The organism is Stenotrophomonas sp. GD04024, assembly GCF_029837545.1.
Lineage (GTDB): Bacteria > Pseudomonadota > Gammaproteobacteria > Xanthomonadales > Xanthomonadaceae > Stenotrophomonas > Stenotrophomonas forensis.
The window spans coordinates 1-16,561 of sequence record NZ_JAOEDV010000049.1; the positions used below are offsets into that span (position 1 = coordinate 1).

A 16,561-nucleotide genomic window follows, 5' to 3' on the forward strand; every position below is an offset into this window, starting at 1 on the left:
GGGTTTACGGCGTCCCCCGTAACCGGACCCACCCTGCCATCCCGCGGAATGCATGCTGTTGCTTTTGCCGTTGCCGTTGAAGTTGATTCGGCGGGTGCAGGGCCGCAGGCCCTGCACGCAGAACTCAACTACGCATGCCCACGCCACGGCGCAGCAGCCACAGCGCCAGCGCCGTCAGCACCACCACGAAACCGATCATCAGCCCGTAGGCCATCGGCAGAGGAACGTCGCTGCTGCCCAGCAGGCCATAGCGGAACGCATTGACCATGTAGAAGATCGGGTTCGCGTGCGTGGCCGCCTCGGCCCAGCCCGGCAGCAGTTTCACCGAATAGAACACGCCGCCCAGATAGGTCAGCGGGGTCAGGATGAAGGTCGGCACGATCGCCACGTCATCGAACTTCTTCGCGTACACCGCGTTGATGAAGCCGGCCAGCGAGAAGATCGTCGCGCCCAGGATCACCGTGGTCAGCATCACGATCGGGTGCGGGATGCGCACCGGGGTGAAGAACATCGCGATGATCAGCACGATCACGCCCACCATCAGGCCGCGCAGCACGGCACCGGCTACGTAACCCCACAGGATCACCCAGTTCGGCATCGGGCTGACCAGCAGTTCCTCCACGTGGCGGCCGAACTTGGCGCCGAAGAACGAGGAGCTGATGTTGCCGTAGCTGTTCTGGATCACGCTCATCATCACCAGGCCCGGCACGATGAACTGCATGTAGGTGTAGCCGCCCATGTCACCCACGCGCGACCCGATCAGGTTGCCGAAGATCAGGAAGTACAGGGTCATGGTGATCGCCGGCGGCACCAGGGTCTGGCCCCAGATGCGCATGATGCGGGCGACTTCGCGGCGCACGATGGTCATCAGCGCGACGCGGTTGCGCTGGCCGTCGGTCAGCTCGGTGGTGCTCATGCGGAGGTCTCCAGGTTGCCGGTGAGGCGCACGAACAGCTCCTCCAGGCGGTTGCTCTTGGTACGCATCGACCGCACGCGGATGCCGGCCTCGTTGAGCGTGGCGAACACACGGTTGAGGTCCATCGCGCGCGGCATGTCGATGTCCAGCGTATGCGGGTCCGGTGCGGTCAGGGTCGCGCCCTCGATCACCGGAAGCTGCGCGGGCAGCTCACCGTCGATGTCCAGCAGGAAGCCTTCCACGTCCAGTTTGGCCAGCAGGGCGCGCATCGGGCCCTGCTCGACGATCTGGCCGTGGTTGATGATCGCCAGGTGGCGGCACAGGTACTCGGCTTCTTCCAGGTAATGCGTGGTGAGGATGATCGTGGTGCCGGCCGCGTTGATCTCCTTGAGCACGCGCCACATGTCGCGGCGGATCTCGATGTCCACGCCGGCGGTCGGCTCGTCCAGGATCAGCAGGCGCGGGCGGGTCATCATCGCGCGCGCGATCATCAGCCGGCGCTTCATGCCGCCGGACAGCGTACGGCTCATCACCTGGGCCTTCTCCCACAGGTGGGCCCGCTTCAGCTCCTCTTCGGCGCGCTGCTCCGCCTCCTCGCGCGGCACGCCATAGAAGCCGGCGTAGTTCACCAGGATGTCGAAGGGCTTCTCGAACAGGTTGAAGTTGATCTCCTGCGGCACCAGCCCGATCAGGCGCATGGTGGCGCTGCGGTTGCGCACCAGGTCGCTGCCGAACACCTCCACCTGGCCCTCGCTGAGGTTGACCAGGGAACTGATGATGCCGATCAGGGTCGACTTGCCGGCGCCGTTGGGGCCGAGCAGGGCGAAGAAGTCGCCCGGGGCCACTTCCAGGGAAACCCCCTTCAGGGCCTGGGTGCCGTTGTCGTAGGTCTTGCGCAGGTCGCGCACGCGCAGGGCGGGCGCCATATCGTTCTGGGATGCCAAGCTCGAAGCCTTCGCGCCCATGGGCTGGCGCTGGAGAGGGGGCGGGGAGGGGCTATTATAGAAGACCCCGAGGGCTTGCCCCGGCTACACACTGTCCCGAAAAGTCGTGCCTGTTCAATTCCCCCTCAAGCTGGTCGGCCGCCGCATGCTGGCCCCGACCGTCGGCCACTACCAGTTCGTGCGTGATGACGGACAGCCGCTGGATTTCCAGCCGGGCCAGTTCATCCAGGTCCATTTCAGCTACGCCGACGGCACCGAGACCAAGCGCAGCTACTCACTGGCGACCATCCACGACCACGCGCTGGGCCCGGGCGAGGCGGTGGATATCGCGGTCAGTTTCGTGCCTGGCGGTGCCGCCACGGCCCTGTTCGAGGCGCTGGAGCACGGTGGCCAGGTCAGCGCGTCCGGCCCCTACGGCCGCTTCTGCCTGAATCCCGGTGACCACAACGGCCGCTACCTGCTGATCGCCACCGGCACCGGCGTCACCCCGTACCGCTCGATGCTGCCGCTGCTGGAAATGGCCATGGCCGAGCGCGGCGTGCAGATCGTGCTGCTGCAGGGCGCGCGCAGCCCGGGCGAACTGCTGTACAGCGAAGATTTCTACAGCTTCGCCGAAAAGCACCCGAACTTCCGTTATGTTCCGTGCCTGTCGCGCGAACTGCCGGCCGATCCGCATCCGGACGTGCAGCACGGTTACGTGCAGCAGGCGCTGGCTGGCTTCACCCCGGACCCGGCCACCGACATCGCCTACCTGTGCGGCAACCCGGACATGGTCGATGCCTGTGCCGAGCTGCTCAAGGCCGCCGGCCTGGGCAACCCGCAGATCCGCCGCGAGAAGTACGTCAGCAGCAAGTAAGTAAGGTAGTGCCGGCCGCTGGCCGGCAACCTCATGGCGCCTTGAAATGCCCACCGGAGGCGGCATCACGCCGCCCCCGGTGCCGTGACTCAGTACTCGATCCAGGCATCACGCCAGGCAGAGCCGGTGCCCGGACGGTAGGCCTCGGCATTGATGTTGCACCAGGCGCCTTCCGGGAACGGGCGGCAGGCGTACAGCTTGCCATCGGTGCCCTTCACCACGGTCTGGCCGGGGATGTAGCTGCCAATACCCGCCGGGTACACGAAGTCGTAGTCGCCCGGCGGCGGATCGACCGGATCCGGATCCGGCACCCGGGTATCGAGCTGGAAGCGGTTGCCCGGCTTCAGGTAGACGCGGTTGTCGCTGGCCGAAGCGACCGGGGTGATCACACCGTTCTTCATCACGCCGACGCGGGCGTGCTGCGCGCTGGCGTTGACCTTGCGGGCCAGGGCCAGCGGCCACTGCGTCGCGCCGGTCTGGCCGGCAGCCAGGGTGATTTCCGGGCGTTCGAGGTCGTTGCCGTTGCCATTGAACACGCGCAGGGTCAGGGTCGTGCCCACTTCCAGCGCGCCACGGGCGGTGACCGGGCCGGCGTCCTGCCACTGCGGGGGCGGGGTGACGCCGCCACCGTCTTCAAAGCGCACATCCATGCAGGTGTAGAACGCTTCGGTCGAATCGGAGCGCTGCCAGGTGTTGTAGATCACGTGCTGGCCGCTGCGCTTGGGCAACGGGCAGTCCAGCTTGTAGACGTCGCCGGAAATCGGCACGTTGCCCAGCGTGCAGAACTCCTGCAGGTCGGCCCAGCGCAGCGGGCTGCCCGGTTGCCAGCCTTCGCGGGTGACGAAGAACTTCCAGTCCCGGGTGACGTGGGGTGCCGGCGCCTTGAATTCGAAGGTATAGCGACCGCGCGCGTCGGCACGGATCGGTGAGGTCTGCCAGTCAGTGCGGTTCAGGTCCAGCCCGCGGTACTTGCTGTTGCCACCGCTGCACAGCTCACCATCGGGCACCACGGCCTGGTGGTTGCCATTGGCGTCGGCCTGGTTGATGCCGGCCCAGTCGTAGAACGGCTGCGCGCCCCCGATGGCCTTGGCCGCCGCACAGGCTGGATTGGTCGGGTTTTCGGGGTTGCCCTGGTAACAGGAATAGACGCGGCTGGAGGGTTTGGACATGGTGCCGTGGGCGAACGCGCTGCCTGAAGCGGCTACGCCGGCGATCACGGACAGCGCGAGGACGGCCCGGTGGGACAGATGCATGGAGATCTCCTGTGGGTGGTGGAACCCGGTGAAGTCTCGGTATGCCGGCTGCCTGTATCCATCGGATTACTTTGAAAAAAAAGCTGCGTGATCTCGAGTGGGAACGGCTTCACGCTTGCAAGCCAGTGCGTTTCAAGATTTGCAGGGAACGGTGCTTCGGCACCGTTCCCTGCATCCGGTCTCAGTACGCGATCCACGCATCGCGCCAGGCCGCGCCCACGCCCGGCCGGTACGCCTCGGCATTGACGTTGCACCAGGCGCCTTCCGGGAACGGGCGGCAGGCATACAGCTTGCCGTCGCTGCCCTTCACCACGGTCTGGCCGGGCAGGTAGCTGCCGATGCCGGCGGGGTACACATGATCGAAATCGCCGCCCGGCGAGGGCGTGCCCGGGTCCGGTAGCTGGGTGTCGAGCTGGAAGCGGTTGCCGTTCTTCAGATACACCCGGTTGCCGGTGGCCGACGCAGCGGGTGTGATCACACCGTTGCTGAGCACGCCCACGCGCGCATGCTGCGCGCTGGCATTGACCTTGCGCGCCAGCGCCAATGGCCATTGCGCGGGCGCGGTCTGGCCACTGGCCAGCGTCGCCTCCACGCGCTCCACATCGTTGCCGTTGGCGTTGAACACCCGCAGGGCCAGGGTGGTTCCGACCGGCAGTTCGCCACGTGCGGTCACCGGGCCGGCATCCTGCCATTGCGGCACCGGCGTGGTGCCGCCGCCGTTGCCTTCAAAGCGCACGTCCATGCAGGTGTAGAACGCTTCGGTCGAATCCGAGCGCTGCCAGGTGTTGTAGATCACGTGCTGGCCGCTGCGCTGCGGCAGCGTGCACTGCAGCTTGTAGGTGCCATCGGCCGACAGCGGCGTGTTGCCCAGTGTGCAGAACTCCTGCAGGTCGGCCCAGCGCAGCGGGCTGCCCGGCTGCCAGCCGTCGCGGGTGACGAAGAAGCGCCAGTCACGCGTGGCGTGCGGCGCGGTCGCCTTGAACACGAAGGTGAACTTGCCGTTGGCATCGGGCTGGATCGGCGTGGTCTGCCAGTCGCTGCGGTCCAGATCCAGGCCGCGGAAGGTCGGGTTGTTGCCGCTGCACAGCTTGCCGTCGGGGACCACGGCCTGGTGGTTGCCGTTGGCGTTGGCCTGGTTGATGCCGTTCCAGTCGTAGAACGCCTGCGAACCGCCCACTGCCTTTGCGGCGGCGCAGGCCGGGTTGGTCGGGTTCTCCGGGTTGCCCTGGAAGCAGGCATAGACGCGGCTGACCGGCGTGGTCATGGTGCCGTGGGCGGACGCGGTGCCGGCCAGGGCCAGGCCTGCAGCAGCGAATGAGGTGGCCAGCAACAGCGGTGTGGATCGGAATGACATGGCGCATCCTTGTGGTCGTCGAAAGGGAGCGGTGACCGCAGGAACTGCGCTGCGCGGCGGACTTCCGGCGCCACCCCGGCGAGTATCGAGTCGCGCTGCAGGGTGTGGAACCCTGGACGCTCCGATCCGTGACTGCGCATGTGAAGCCCTTCCCGCAGGCTTCACGTGGGGCTGAACGGATGCGCTGGGCGTCACGCGATCGGCGTGGCGCCGATCACGTCGTGGAGGCCACGCTACGCCGCCTGTGCATCGATCCTGTCCGCCTGGCACGAGAAGCAGCCATGCGCGGCGTTGTGCAACTGCACGAACGCCACCGCCGCGTTGGCGAACAGCGCATCCAGCTGCGCGGCGACGTCGGTACCCGCACAGACCTGGGCACCGAGCATCAGCGCAGACCGGTCGTAGGCACGCACCGAGATCATCCGCCGCTGCACGTAGGGCGGCACCACGCCGGGTGGCAGCACGCACCGGGTCACGCCGCGCTGTACGAAGATCGGGCCGGACGCGTGATAGGGCGAGTGCAGGGGCAGATGGACATGCGACAGCAGGAGCAGTTCGCTGCCACTGGGCGGGTCGCTCAGGCTGATCCGGCAGGGATGGCCGCCGCCATCACCGGCCCAGCGGCGCTGGATGCCCAGCGCGGCAAGCGCAGTGTCGTTCTTCTCGAACAAGTGCTGGAAAGGGCGGTGGTCGAGGCCACCGAGGTACCACGCGTGCATGGGCAGCTCCTTGGTTTTCCGCGGATTCTGCGCGTGCATCGGTGGCATTGCTCGCCGTTTTGCGACCTCGCATCCACGCCAGGCCAAGCAACACCGCAGGCATCGCGCGGCAAGGCGCTAAGATGCGCGCGCCTGCCCCGGCCGACGAGCGCCGCATGTCCCTGGATTTTCCCACCATCACCGTGCTTGGCTTCCTGCTCTGCATCGGCATCGCCGTCGGCTTCTCGCTGCTGCTGATGGTGCTGCGCGGGCAACCGGTACTGCGGCAGTGGACCATCAGCCTGTGGCTGCTGACGCTGGGGGTGACCCTGCTGGCACTGCGGCCCTACCTGCCGCTGGCGCCTGCCGTGCTGGCCGGCAATGCAGCGGTGGCTGGCTGTGGCCTGATGATGCTGCGCGGGGTGGCGCTGCATTTGCAGCAGCCACTGCCGCTGTGGCGGCCGCTGCTGATGGCGGCGGCGTTCATGGCCTGCATCTTCGCGTTCTTGGTGCTCTGGCCGGACCTGCACATGCGCCTGCAGGTGTTCAGTGTGTTCGCACTGATCGTCGATGGCTGGATTGCCTGGCTGCTGCTGCGCCATGCACCGGCGCAGCAACGCACCAGCTGCCGGCTGGCGGCGGTGGTGTTCCTGGCCGAAGCCACGCTGTATGCCGTGCGCCTGTTCCTGCCGGTGGCGCCCGACGCCGGCGAGGACATCATGCGCACCGGCTCGCCGATGTTCGTCACCTACATTGCAGGGGTGATGCTGGAGCTGGCGCGCTGCTTCGCCATGGTGCTGCTGCTGGTCGAGCGCATGCTGGTCGACCTGCGGCACGCGGCGCGCACCGATGGCCTGACCGGCCTGCTCAACCGCAGCGCGGTACTGGCCGATGGCCAGGCGCAGTTGCAGCGCGTCCGTCAGCAGGGCCGCCCATTGGCGCTGTTGCTGGTCGATGTCGACCATTTCAAGCAGATCAACGACCGTTGGGGGCACCTGGCCGGTGACCAGGTGCTGCGCCACTTCTCTGCCGTGCTGCAGCACTGCACGCAGGGAAGGACGCACCTGCTGGGCCGCTATGGGGGCGAGGAATTCGTGCTGGTGCTGGCGGGCAGCACGTCGAGCGACGCCGTCATGCTGGCGGCGGTGATCCGCACCCGCTTGCAACGGCACCCGGCGGTGCTGGTGACGGGGCCGGTTGCGGTCACCGCCAGCGTGGGACTGGCCATGGACGAGGGCCAGGGTGACATGTCCACGCTGCTGGCCGCCGCCGATGCGGCGCTGTACCAGGCCAAGGCCGCCGGGCGCGATCAGCTGGCCTGCGCACCGGCAGCGGCGATTTCGCCGTTTCCCATCGCCGTCGAGGCCGTGCCCGTGTAAGTTGGGTCACATCTTCCGCGGCAGCCCGTCGTGGTCGACAGGAACGCCTCCAGGGGAAACGAGCACGATGCAAAGACACCACCTCGCGCTGGCCGGAATGCTGGCCAGCCTGATGCTTGCCGGTTGCAGCCAGCCGCCGTCAGCCGACACCCAGGGCGCCAGCGACGCCCCAAGCCGCCCCTTCGGCGCCATCGATTTCCAGCCCTGCACGCTGTCCACCGAAGGTGCCAGCGCCAATGTCGAAGCCCAGTGCGCGACCCTGCAGGTGCCGGAGGACCGCGCCCACCCCGGCGGCCGCCAGATAGACCTGCGCATCGCCTGGCTGGAATCGGGCAGCAGCGGAGCCGGCCAGCCTGATCCGGTGTTCTTCCTGGCCGGTGGCCCCGGGCAGGCCGCCAGCGAAGTGGCGGTCATCGTCGACAGCGCGCTGCGCCAGGTGCGCAAGCAGCGCGACGTGTTCCTGATCGACCAGCGCGGTACCGGCGGTTCCAACCCGCTCAGCTGCCTCGGCGCGGATGGCAAGGAACTGCAGATGGACGAGGACGCGGCCCCCACCGAGGCCTCGCTGCGTGATTACGCGCAGCGCTGCGCAGCCTCGCTGCAGGGGCGCGCCGATGCACGCTTTTACACCACCGCCGAGGCCATCGCCGATCTGGACGCCGTACGCCAGGCGCTGGGCGTGGACAGGCTGAACCTGGTCGGTGGTTCCTACGGAACGCGCGTCGCCCAGCGCTACGCGATCGCCTATCCGCAGCACACCCGCAGCCTGGTCATCGATGGCGTGGTGCCCAACGACCTGGTGGTCGGCGGCGAGTTTGCCCGCACGTTCGACAACGCGATCACCCTGCAGTCGGCGCAGTGCCGCAAGGACGCCGTCTGCAGCAAGCGGTTCCCGGTCGATACCCGGGAACAGCTGCGCGCCGTGGCCGAGACCCTGCGGCGTGCGCCGGTCACGGTCGATTACCGCGATCCCGGCACCAATGCACCCCGCCAGGACGTGCTGTCTCCGGACAGCGTGGTCGGCCTGGCCTTCGCATTCTCTTACGTGCCCGAATATTCCTCGCTGCTGCCGCTGGTGCTGGATGAAGCGGCGCAGGGCCGATACGCACCGCTGGCCTCGCTGGTGCGCGGCGCGACCCGCAGCATGGATTTCCAGATCAATCGTGGCATGCAGTGGTCGGTGATCTGCAGCGAGGATGCGCCGCGCTTCCAGGCCCCGGCAGAGAGCGATGACGTCCTGTTCGGTGCCGAAGCGGCGCGTGCGTTCTTCGCTGCCTGCCCGGTGTGGCCGCATCAGCCGGCACCGGCCGCGCTGACCGCGCCGCTGAAGTCTGACCTGCCGGTGCTGCTGCTCTCCGGTGAACTGGATCCGGTCACCCCGCCGCGCTATGCCGAACAGGTGCTCAAGGGCCTTCCCAATGGCCGTGCGCTGGTCGCCCGCGGGCAGGGCCATGGCACGCTCAACGCCGGCTGCATGCCGCGGCTGCTTGGCCAGTTCATCGACACCACCGATGCCAAGGCGCTCGATGCCAGCTGCCTGGATACGCTGAGCTACGTGCCGGCGTTCACCTCGTTCAACGGATGGACCCCATGATCGTCGCCGACAACCTGCACAAGGCCTTCGACACCCGCACCGGCCGCATCCAGGCGGTGTCCAACGTCGGTTTCCGTGCCGCCGATGGCCAGATCACCGGCCTGCTCGGCCCCAATGGCGCCGGCAAGACCACCACCATGCGCATGCTGTACACGCTGATGACACCCGACCAGGGCAGCATCAGCGTCGACGGCATCGACGCCGCCCGCGACCCGGTGGAAGTGCGGCGCCATCTTGGCGTGCTGCCCGATGCGCGCGGCGTCTACAAGCGCCTGACCGCGCGCGAGAACATCGCCTACTTCGGCGAGCTGCACGGCCTGTCCGCGCAGCGCATCCGCGAACGCATCGAAGTGCTGTCGCATGCACTGGACATGGGTGACATCCTCGACCGCCAGACCGATGGCTTCTCGCAGGGCCAGCGCACCAAGACCGCTATCGCCCGTGCGCTGGTGCACGACCCGCGCAACGTGATCCTCGATGAACCCACCAACGGCCTGGACGTGATGACCACGCGCGCGCTGCGCCGCTTTCTGCTGGGCCTGCGCGAGGAGGGCCGCTGCGTGATCCTGTCCAGCCACATCATGCAGGAGGTGGGCGCGCTGTGCGACCACATCGTGATCATCGCCAAGGGCACGGTGATGGCCGCCGGCAGCGCCGATGAACTGCGCGCGCAGTCCGGCGAATCCAACCTGGAAGACGCGTTCGTGAAACTGATCGGCAGCGAAGAGGGCCTGCACGCATGAGCATGATGTCGACCCTGATGACGGTGATGCGCAAGGAGCTGCGTGACCTGTCGCGCGACCGCCGCACACTGGCGCTGACCCTGCTGTTCGGCCCGCTGCTGTATCCGCTGCTGATCCTGGGCATGGGCAAGCTGTCTGAAAGCCGCGTGCGCACCCAGATCGAGCAGCCGCTGCAGATTCCTACCATCGGTGCCGAGCACGCACCGAACCTGGTGCGCTTCCTGGCCGCCCAGGGACTGAATGCCACTGCCGCGCCGAAGGACCTGGCCGAGGCCATCCGCTCGCAGGAGATCGATGTGGCGCTGCGCATCAGCCCGGAGTTCGGCCGCAACTGGGCCGACGGCAAGCCGGCGCTGGTGGAGGTGATCCGTGACAGCACGCGGCGTGCCGCCGAGGTGCCTACGGCACGCCTGCAGTCGGCATTGGCCACCTACAACGGCCAGGTCGGTGCGTTGCGGCTGATGGCGCGTGGCATCGACGCCCAGGTTGCACGGCCACTGGACATGGCCAGCCAGGACATGGCCAGTGCCGAAGCCAAGCGCGGCCTGATGCTGTCGGCACTGCTGCCGATCCTGTTGACCCTGACCTCGTTCCTGGGCGGCGCCTATCTGGTGATGGACACCACCGCCGGCGAGCGCGAGCGGCAGTCTCTTGAACCGCTGCTGGCCACGCCGGGGTCGCGCAGCGCCATCGTCAGCGGCAAGATCGCCGCCGCCTGCATGGTCGGCTTCGCGTCGCTGCTGCTGACCCTGATCGCGTTCAAGGTCAGTGCCCAGATCGCGCCGGGCAACATCGGCCGCCAGCTCAACATGAACATCATGGCGATGGTGCAGATGCTGCTGGTGATGCTGCCGATGCTGCTGATCGGCACCTCGCTGCTGACCTTCCTGGCCGCTGCGGCCAAGAGCATGAAGGAAGCCCAGAGCCACATGACCTGGCTGATGCTGTTGCCGATGCTGCCGGGTTACGCGCTGATCGCCTATCCGGTGAAAAGCCAGCTGTGGCAGTACGCGGTGCCGTTCCTGTCGCAGAACCAGATGTTGCTGAAGGTGATCCGCCACGAGACCATCACCCCCTCGGTGTGGGCGATCTACCTCGGCGCCAGCCTGGGCCTGGCCGCCGTGCTGTGGTTCGCCGCGGTTCGCCGCTACCACAACGAACGCCTGGCCATCTCCGGCTGACCCCAGGGCACGCGCCGGGCTACGCCCGGCGGATCTGAAGCGAGGCCCGGTCATTCCGGGCCTCGTCGTGTCCGGCTGCAGGGCGTCGGCACCGCCGTACGAAAAGTTGCAAAAGTGGGGCGATTGCGCGAACTGTCGCGTCTGCCTCTTAACGCCTCAGGTGCAGGGTCCTACCGTGGAATCACACTTTCCCACCGTGATCCAATGGACCTGGACTCACCAGACGCGGCCCCTGTCGACATGGGGCATCGCACCTTCCTCGCGCAGACGCATGGCATCGTCGATCCGACGCAGGTTGCTACCGCACAGTTCGCCGATCTTCCCGTCGAACCGCTGAACCCACCGCTGCTGGGCAGGCGACTGCACAATCCCCCCTTGCTGGTGCCACTGCATGCGCTGCCCTGGCAGACGCGGCTTGAACTGCTTGAGCGGGCCGATGCCCAGCTGCGTGATCGTGGCCGGCCGCTGTTCTGCACCCTGCTTGAGAGTGACGTACCGGACCGGGTCCGAAACCATCTGATGAACCGGATGGCCCTTCTGCGACCGCATGCTGGAAGGGTGTTGTTCCGCATCCACGACGCACGGGTCTTCCGACACCTTCGGTGGTTGCTGGGTCCTTCGCAGATGGCACAGTTGATGGGACCGATCTCGGCATGGACCTGGCATGAGCCGCTGGGCAACACGTGGCGTACTCACCCTCGGCCGGCTGCCGAGGGTCCGTCCGGCCCATTGATCCATCCGGACCAGTGGAGTGTTCTGACCCAGGTCGCCTGCATCAATGGTTGCCTGAGAGATCTTTCCGAAGAGAGGGGCGGCCATGCAAGCACGCTGCTGCCTGCGGTGCTGCAGGCGATCGGCGAGGCCCAGAGCATGGGGCTACAGGATCTGGACGATCAGCAGGCGTATGCGTGCCAGCGACTGCGCGGCACCGGGGATGCGGCCGAGCAGGCGGCACTGAACCTGCGGCTCACGCGTGTCCACCAGCAGGGGATGTCCTATCGCATGGCCTGCCAACTGGAACGCCAACACGGTCTGCAGACGGAGGCGGCATGACTGGACTCGAAAGCGATCCCGACTACTGCCCGAACTGCATCACGTCCGGATTGCCGCTGCTGCTTACGCGCTACGCGGTGGCGCGGGCAGATGCGGAGGTCCGTGAGGCAGCGCCGGTGCTGCAAGCGCCATTCGATGGCGTTGCGGGCGAGCAGCCGTTGCCGGAAGTGTCTGCACGCTATGCACTTCGCCTGCTGCGCGGCGGCTATGTCTACAGCTACCACCAGGCGCGTGATGAGTGGAAAGCGTGGCAGTTGAACGAATACGGCGACCTGAGTGCGTTCGACATCCGCGACCGGACCCCACCGCCCCAGAACGATACGCAGCCGGCGAGGTGCTCGCGCCACGGCGAAACGCTGCTGTCCAAATGCATCATCGTGCCCGACGCCGCCCAGGCAACCCTGTTGTGGCTGGCCTACAGCAGCGCACCGTGGACGCGCAGGGTGTGGGGGATGCACCAGGATCCCGCCTATCGCCAGCGGCACATGCGATGCATTGACGTTGCCGCGTGGCGGGCCGGTGGGCAGCCGCAGCCACACCTTGCCGAACTCGGGCAAGCTCCCGCCCTGGTGGCTGAACTCCATCTCGCCAAGCCATCCACGACATTGACAGTCTCACGCAATGATCGGGGAGTGCAGGGCATTCCGGCGATCAACGCAGTTCCCGGCGTGCATGCATTCGAGTACAGCCTGGATCAGTGGGCGAACTACTCCACTGCGCAGGTCGACCAGTTGATCGCGCAGGCAGACATCGCTGCCGGCCATCCGCAGGTATCGCCGCCTGCGCTGGTGGCGCTGGACGATCCGATTGGCATCATTTCCGATCTCAACCAGCTCGCCATCGAACGCATTCTCGAATGGGAGGCCGAGCCTGAGCGGCGGGAGAGGGTCCAGTCTGCGTCGTCCATCTCGCTGATGGAGGGCGCAGTGCGACAAGGGGCGTTCGAAGAAGTCGGTTACCGCCGCAGGGAGGCGGCCCTGTTCGGTCGTGGCATGGTCAGCATACTGGGCGGAAAGACCAATGCGGAGCAGCTGGCCAGGCCCCTGCACGCATGGAATCACGACATATTTGCTGTCGAGGATGAGGAGGCGGTGCTGGTCCAGGCCGACAAGTCCTGGCGCAAGTACAGCCGTCACCTGCGCCAGGCCGACTCGCATACCCACTGGTTGAAGACGATCTACGCGCCTGCGCAGGAGCGGTTCTATGAAGACACCGTGGCCGATCTTGATCGGGCAATGATCGCATGGTGGCAGGCGCCTGCTTTCAAGCAGCACATGCAGAGCAACTTCGACAGCAAGGACAGCACCAGCGGGGTGCTCTACCAGGAAGTCGTGACCAACCTGCTGCGTGACTCAGCCTCGCGCGGCCTCATCATGGGCTATCTGCTCGAGCAGCTGCAGCTGGAAGATCTGCAGGACCCCGGAGCCATCCTTCTGCGAGCACAGATGTGGAACCAGGATGCGTTGCTGAAGACCTGGAAGGAAACCATGGAGAAGGCCAGTGTCGCGCCGGGCACGCGGGACTGGCTGACAGCGGCCAACGGCCTTTCCAACGCGCTCAAGGCACTGCTGGATGCAGAATCCGCCGGAAAGCTGAGTGCGATGTTCCAGGGGACGGCACGGCTGGTGGAGCAGCTTTCAGGGCCACTGACGCGAATGATCGGAGCCGGCGTCAGGAAGGCGTTCGAGGGCAGCGCCATGCTGTTGCCCACCCGCATGCAGGTGGGGATGCTGACCGCACTCGCCCAGTCGGCATCGCCGGATGCCGAGCTGGTGGACCTGAGCGGATACACGACGCCCAAGCGCGCGCGCAATGCTCTGGCGATGGCCGTCAGCGAACGCGCAGGCCTGAACGCGGCCAGCCAGGCACGCGCGGTGGCCGCGCACGCCGTTGCTGCGGCTGATGCCGACATGGACGGAAAGCGTTTCAGGATCGGACTCGTTGCCCTGGTGGACAGCGATCAGTTGCGATTGTTCAAGGCGCTGAACGCGAAAGCGGTGATCACCGGAACGTCGCGCCATGCAGAGCTGTCACGAACGCTGACCACCGTCGATATGTATGACGCGATACGGGGCAGCTTCGCCAAAGTCGGTAACCCCTCGTTCGCCTATGGCACGGCCAGCCTGGTGTTTGCCTCCGCCAGTCTGTTCGAACTAAGCAGGCAGTACAGCAAGGCACTGCCGCGTGAGCGCCCACTGCTGGGCGCCAACTTTGCTGCTGGCGTGGGTGCGCTGGTGGGAGATTCGGCGATGCTGCTGGGGGAGATTGGAGCGAAGTTGCCTTGGTTCTCGCAGAGGCTGGCCGAGCCGTTGGGGCGATGGGCAGCCTATGCTCAGACTCGCGCAGGAGCCGTCTACGCGGCGGGGCGGTGGTTGAGTGGGATTGCTGGGATGGTACTGGGTGGGTTGACGGTTTATGAAGGTGCGAGAGACTTTGAGCTGGCGCCCTCGTACGGGATAGGCATGATGTTCAGTGGCGGTCTAACAATGGCCGCATCCTTTCTCGTGTTGAGCGGATATGCATTACCCCTGGCAATCGTTCTGATGATTGTTGCTGCGGTTGTGGCAGTTGTGGTTGCTTGGTTCAAGCCTGACGACGTAGAACGATGGATTGACGGTGCACTACATTTCGGTCGTAACAAGTCCCGAACATTCGATTCCATCGATGAACAGTTGGAAACTATGGCGGCTTTGAAGAGATAGGTCGATGCTCACAGGATGGATTCCACAATTCAAATTCAACCGCGCAATAAGTGGATTGGAAAGGGCGTCCGCCCTCAGAGAAGACGGTGGTGAAGGTATATGCCCAGATGACGCCTTCGGGCTTATAAGGTTCAACGGCAAATACATCGAATTTGTGAACAGGACATTCAAGATCAAAGGAATGGCGAACTGCGCCGTTTCATTCGTGGTCTGCTTCATCGCGGCTTGGATGCTGGTCGATCCTTCAATATCGCTTACACGAATGGAAGGTGGCTTTCTTGGAAATATTGGGCTTTTTTCCATACTGCTGGCGATGTCATCAGCCATGTTTGCAATGGTCTGGTTTGTGTACCTGAAGCATGATCTCTTCCAGTACACCCACTACCCGGTCCGCTTCAATCGCATCACCCGCAAGATCTACTTCTTCCGGCATAACGGCCCTGGCGGCGTGACGGCCGTGCCCTGGGGTTCGCCCTATGCCTTCTTCCACATCGGCCGGGGCGCACAGAACCGTGAGCTGCGTGATCTCAGGTGTCACCTTCTTGACCGCAATCAGCAGATACAGCAGACCTTCACCGTCGGACACTTCTGGCATCACGACGATCACATTCTCGAGGAATGGGCGCTGATCTGCCGCTATATGCAGGACGGCCCGGAAATCTGTTACGACGACCCACGTGACAGGGTCATCACGCTCTCGTCGGACCCAACGATCCGCAACTGCTGGCTGATGGTCATCCTGATGATGGGCACCGCACTGATGCCGCTGCGTACCAACCTGATGTTCCCGGTCTATGGCGCACTCACGCTCTGCCGGTGGCTGACTTTCAAGACCTGCCGCAAGCCGGTCTTCCCACCTGAGATCGAGGCGGAATGCCAGATTGATCCTGAGGATCCCTATCGACTTCCAGAGCCACGCTTCATGGCGGAGTTCGCCAGCGATCCGGACATCTATGCGCGGGCGATGGAACGCCATAAGGAGCGAATGATGTGGCGGCCGGAAAAGTAGTCGGTATGGGTTTCACCACTCCACCATGCCAAGTCTCACCCCGCACCATAGCGTGCCGGTGTCACCCCCATCTCGCGCTTGAACACGGCGATGAATGCACTGGGTGTTTCATAGCCCATCGACAGCGCGACTTCGATGACCGTTTCGCCTGACAGGAGGCGCGGTAATGCCAACAGTACGCGCAACCGCTGCCGCCAGTGGCTGAGCGGCATGCCCGTTTCGGCCAACCAATGGCGAGCCAGGCTGCGGCCAGACAGGCCGCTGGCAGCGGCCCAGTCCTGCACGCTGCGCGGATCATGTGGCGCGCGGGCCAGCGCGGTGGCGATCCGTCGCAGGCGGCGATCGCGTGGCTGCGGCAGTGCCAGCGGCAACGGAAGACCAGCTGCGATCTCATCGCCAATTACTCCGGCCAGCCTCAGCTGCGCATCCCCCAATGCGCCGTGCCTCCACTGCAGAGCGCGTGGCACCGCCGCCTGCAGCAGCATGCTGGGCTGGAACACGCGCGGTACAGTGGGCAATGGCGCGCAGGCCGAAGAACTGAAGTACAGGCTCCAGCCGTCGAAGTCACCGAGGCTGGCCAATGCATGCGGCAGGCGAGGCGGGACCCACGCGACGTGTCCCGCCGGAAGCAGCCAGTGCTGGTCGCCGGCTTCGATGCGCATCAGGCCGCGGCGCGCACCCAGCAGCTGCCCGCGTGCGTGCTGGTGACGCGGCGTGCGTCGCGTCCCCGGCATGGTCAGCTGTACGCCCAGCAGCCACGGCCCTGTGGCCGCATCGGCCAGTGCGGGATCGATCAAAGGCACTTGGGTTGGCTGATCTGCCATATACGTTGGCAGTTATACGGCAGAACGGTCGAACTGCAAGCCTGAGACTGGCGGC

General features: G+C 65.8%; 14 protein-coding genes. 8 read left to right on the forward strand and 6 right to left on the reverse strand.

Features of this window, described 5'->3' with window-relative positions:
* Positions 1-124: 124 nt before the first annotated feature.
* Both N7590_RS15015 and N7590_RS15020 read right to left on the reverse strand, forming a co-directional pair.
* Positions 125-916, reverse strand: a complete 792-nt coding sequence (locus N7590_RS15015) for an ABC transporter permease (RefSeq protein WP_008267475.1) — start codon at positions 914-916, stop codon at positions 125-127.
* Positions 913-1,881: an ABC transporter ATP-binding protein gene (locus N7590_RS15020; protein WP_019336751.1), complete on the reverse strand. Its 969-nt coding sequence runs from the start codon at positions 1,879-1,881 to the stop codon at positions 913-915. Before N7590_RS15020 ends, N7590_RS15015 begins: the two co-directional genes overlap by 4 nt.
* A gap of 85 nt (positions 1,882-1,966) precedes the next feature.
* On the opposite strand from N7590_RS15020, the gene N7590_RS15025 reads away from it, so the two are divergent.
* A complete protein-coding gene (locus tag N7590_RS15025) occupies positions 1,967-2,716 on the forward strand; it encodes a ferredoxin--NADP reductase (RefSeq protein WP_164242997.1) in 750 nt (249 codons plus the stop codon).
* 89 nt (positions 2,717-2,805) lie between these two features.
* On the opposite strand, the gene N7590_RS15030 is transcribed toward N7590_RS15025, so the two are convergent.
* The 3 genes from N7590_RS15030 to N7590_RS15040 all read right to left on the reverse strand — a co-directional run bounded on the left by N7590_RS15030 (position 2,806) and on the right by N7590_RS15040 (position 6,042).
* Complete coding sequence (locus N7590_RS15030; RefSeq protein ID WP_164243000.1) at positions 2,806-3,969, reverse strand: lytic polysaccharide monooxygenase; 1,164 nt, start codon at positions 3,967-3,969, stop codon at positions 2,806-2,808.
* A 181-nt stretch (positions 3,970-4,150) separates the two neighbouring features.
* The gene (locus N7590_RS15035) at positions 4,151-5,323 is read right to left on the reverse strand and encodes a lytic polysaccharide monooxygenase (protein ID WP_053511329.1); all 1,173 of its coding nucleotides are present in this window, start codon (positions 5,321-5,323) and stop codon (positions 4,151-4,153) included.
* 233 nt (positions 5,324-5,556) lie between these two features.
* Positions 5,557-6,042 (reverse strand): DUF1203 domain-containing protein, encoded by a 486-nt coding sequence (locus N7590_RS15040; RefSeq protein WP_164242917.1) that lies wholly within the window; start codon positions 6,040-6,042, stop codon positions 5,557-5,559.
* 155 nt (positions 6,043-6,197) lie between these two features.
* Between N7590_RS15040 and N7590_RS15045 the strand changes: the two genes are divergently transcribed.
* The 7 genes from N7590_RS15045 (at position 6,198) to N7590_RS15075 (ending at position 15,682) form a co-directional block, all read left to right on the forward strand.
* On the forward strand, positions 6,198-7,400 hold the full coding sequence (locus N7590_RS15045; RefSeq protein WP_345781939.1) for a GGDEF domain-containing protein: 1,203 nt from the start codon (positions 6,198-6,200) through the stop codon (positions 7,398-7,400).
* 67 nt (positions 7,401-7,467) lie between these two features.
* Positions 7,468-8,994, forward strand: a complete 1,527-nt coding sequence (locus tag N7590_RS15050; RefSeq protein WP_164242916.1) for an alpha/beta fold hydrolase — start codon at positions 7,468-7,470, stop codon at positions 8,992-8,994.
* A complete protein-coding gene (locus N7590_RS15055; RefSeq protein WP_040006902.1) occupies positions 8,991-9,737 on the forward strand; it encodes an ATP-binding cassette domain-containing protein in 747 nt (248 codons plus the stop codon). The genes N7590_RS15050 and N7590_RS15055 overlap by 4 nt, the downstream gene beginning before the upstream one ends.
* On the forward strand, positions 9,734-10,918 hold the full coding sequence (locus N7590_RS15060) for an ABC transporter permease (protein ID WP_164242915.1): 1,185 nt from the start codon (positions 9,734-9,736) through the stop codon (positions 10,916-10,918). The genes N7590_RS15055 and N7590_RS15060 overlap by 4 nt, the downstream gene beginning before the upstream one ends.
* 204 nt (positions 10,919-11,122) lie before the next feature.
* The gene (locus N7590_RS15065) at positions 11,123-11,971 is read left to right on the forward strand and encodes a DUF4123 domain-containing protein (RefSeq protein ID WP_164242914.1); all 849 of its coding nucleotides are present in this window, start codon (positions 11,123-11,125) and stop codon (positions 11,969-11,971) included.
* The gene (locus N7590_RS15070) at positions 11,968-14,673 is read left to right on the forward strand and encodes a T6SS effector BTH_I2691 family protein (RefSeq protein WP_164242913.1); all 2,706 of its coding nucleotides are present in this window, start codon (positions 11,968-11,970) and stop codon (positions 14,671-14,673) included. Before N7590_RS15065 ends, N7590_RS15070 begins: the two co-directional genes overlap by 4 nt.
* Before the next feature lie 4 nt (positions 14,674-14,677).
* Positions 14,678-15,682 carry a DUF6708 domain-containing protein gene (locus N7590_RS15075; RefSeq protein WP_279935702.1) on the forward strand — a complete coding sequence of 335 codons (1,005 nt, stop codon included), beginning with the start codon at positions 14,678-14,680 and terminating at the stop codon, positions 15,680-15,682.
* Positions 15,683-15,717: 35 nt separating this feature from the next.
* Here N7590_RS15075 and N7590_RS15080 read toward each other — a convergent pair whose 3' ends face one another.
* Complete coding sequence (locus N7590_RS15080) at positions 15,718-16,506, reverse strand: helix-turn-helix transcriptional regulator (protein ID WP_164242660.1); 789 nt, start codon at positions 16,504-16,506, stop codon at positions 15,718-15,720.
* Positions 16,507-16,561: the final 55 nt, after the last annotated feature.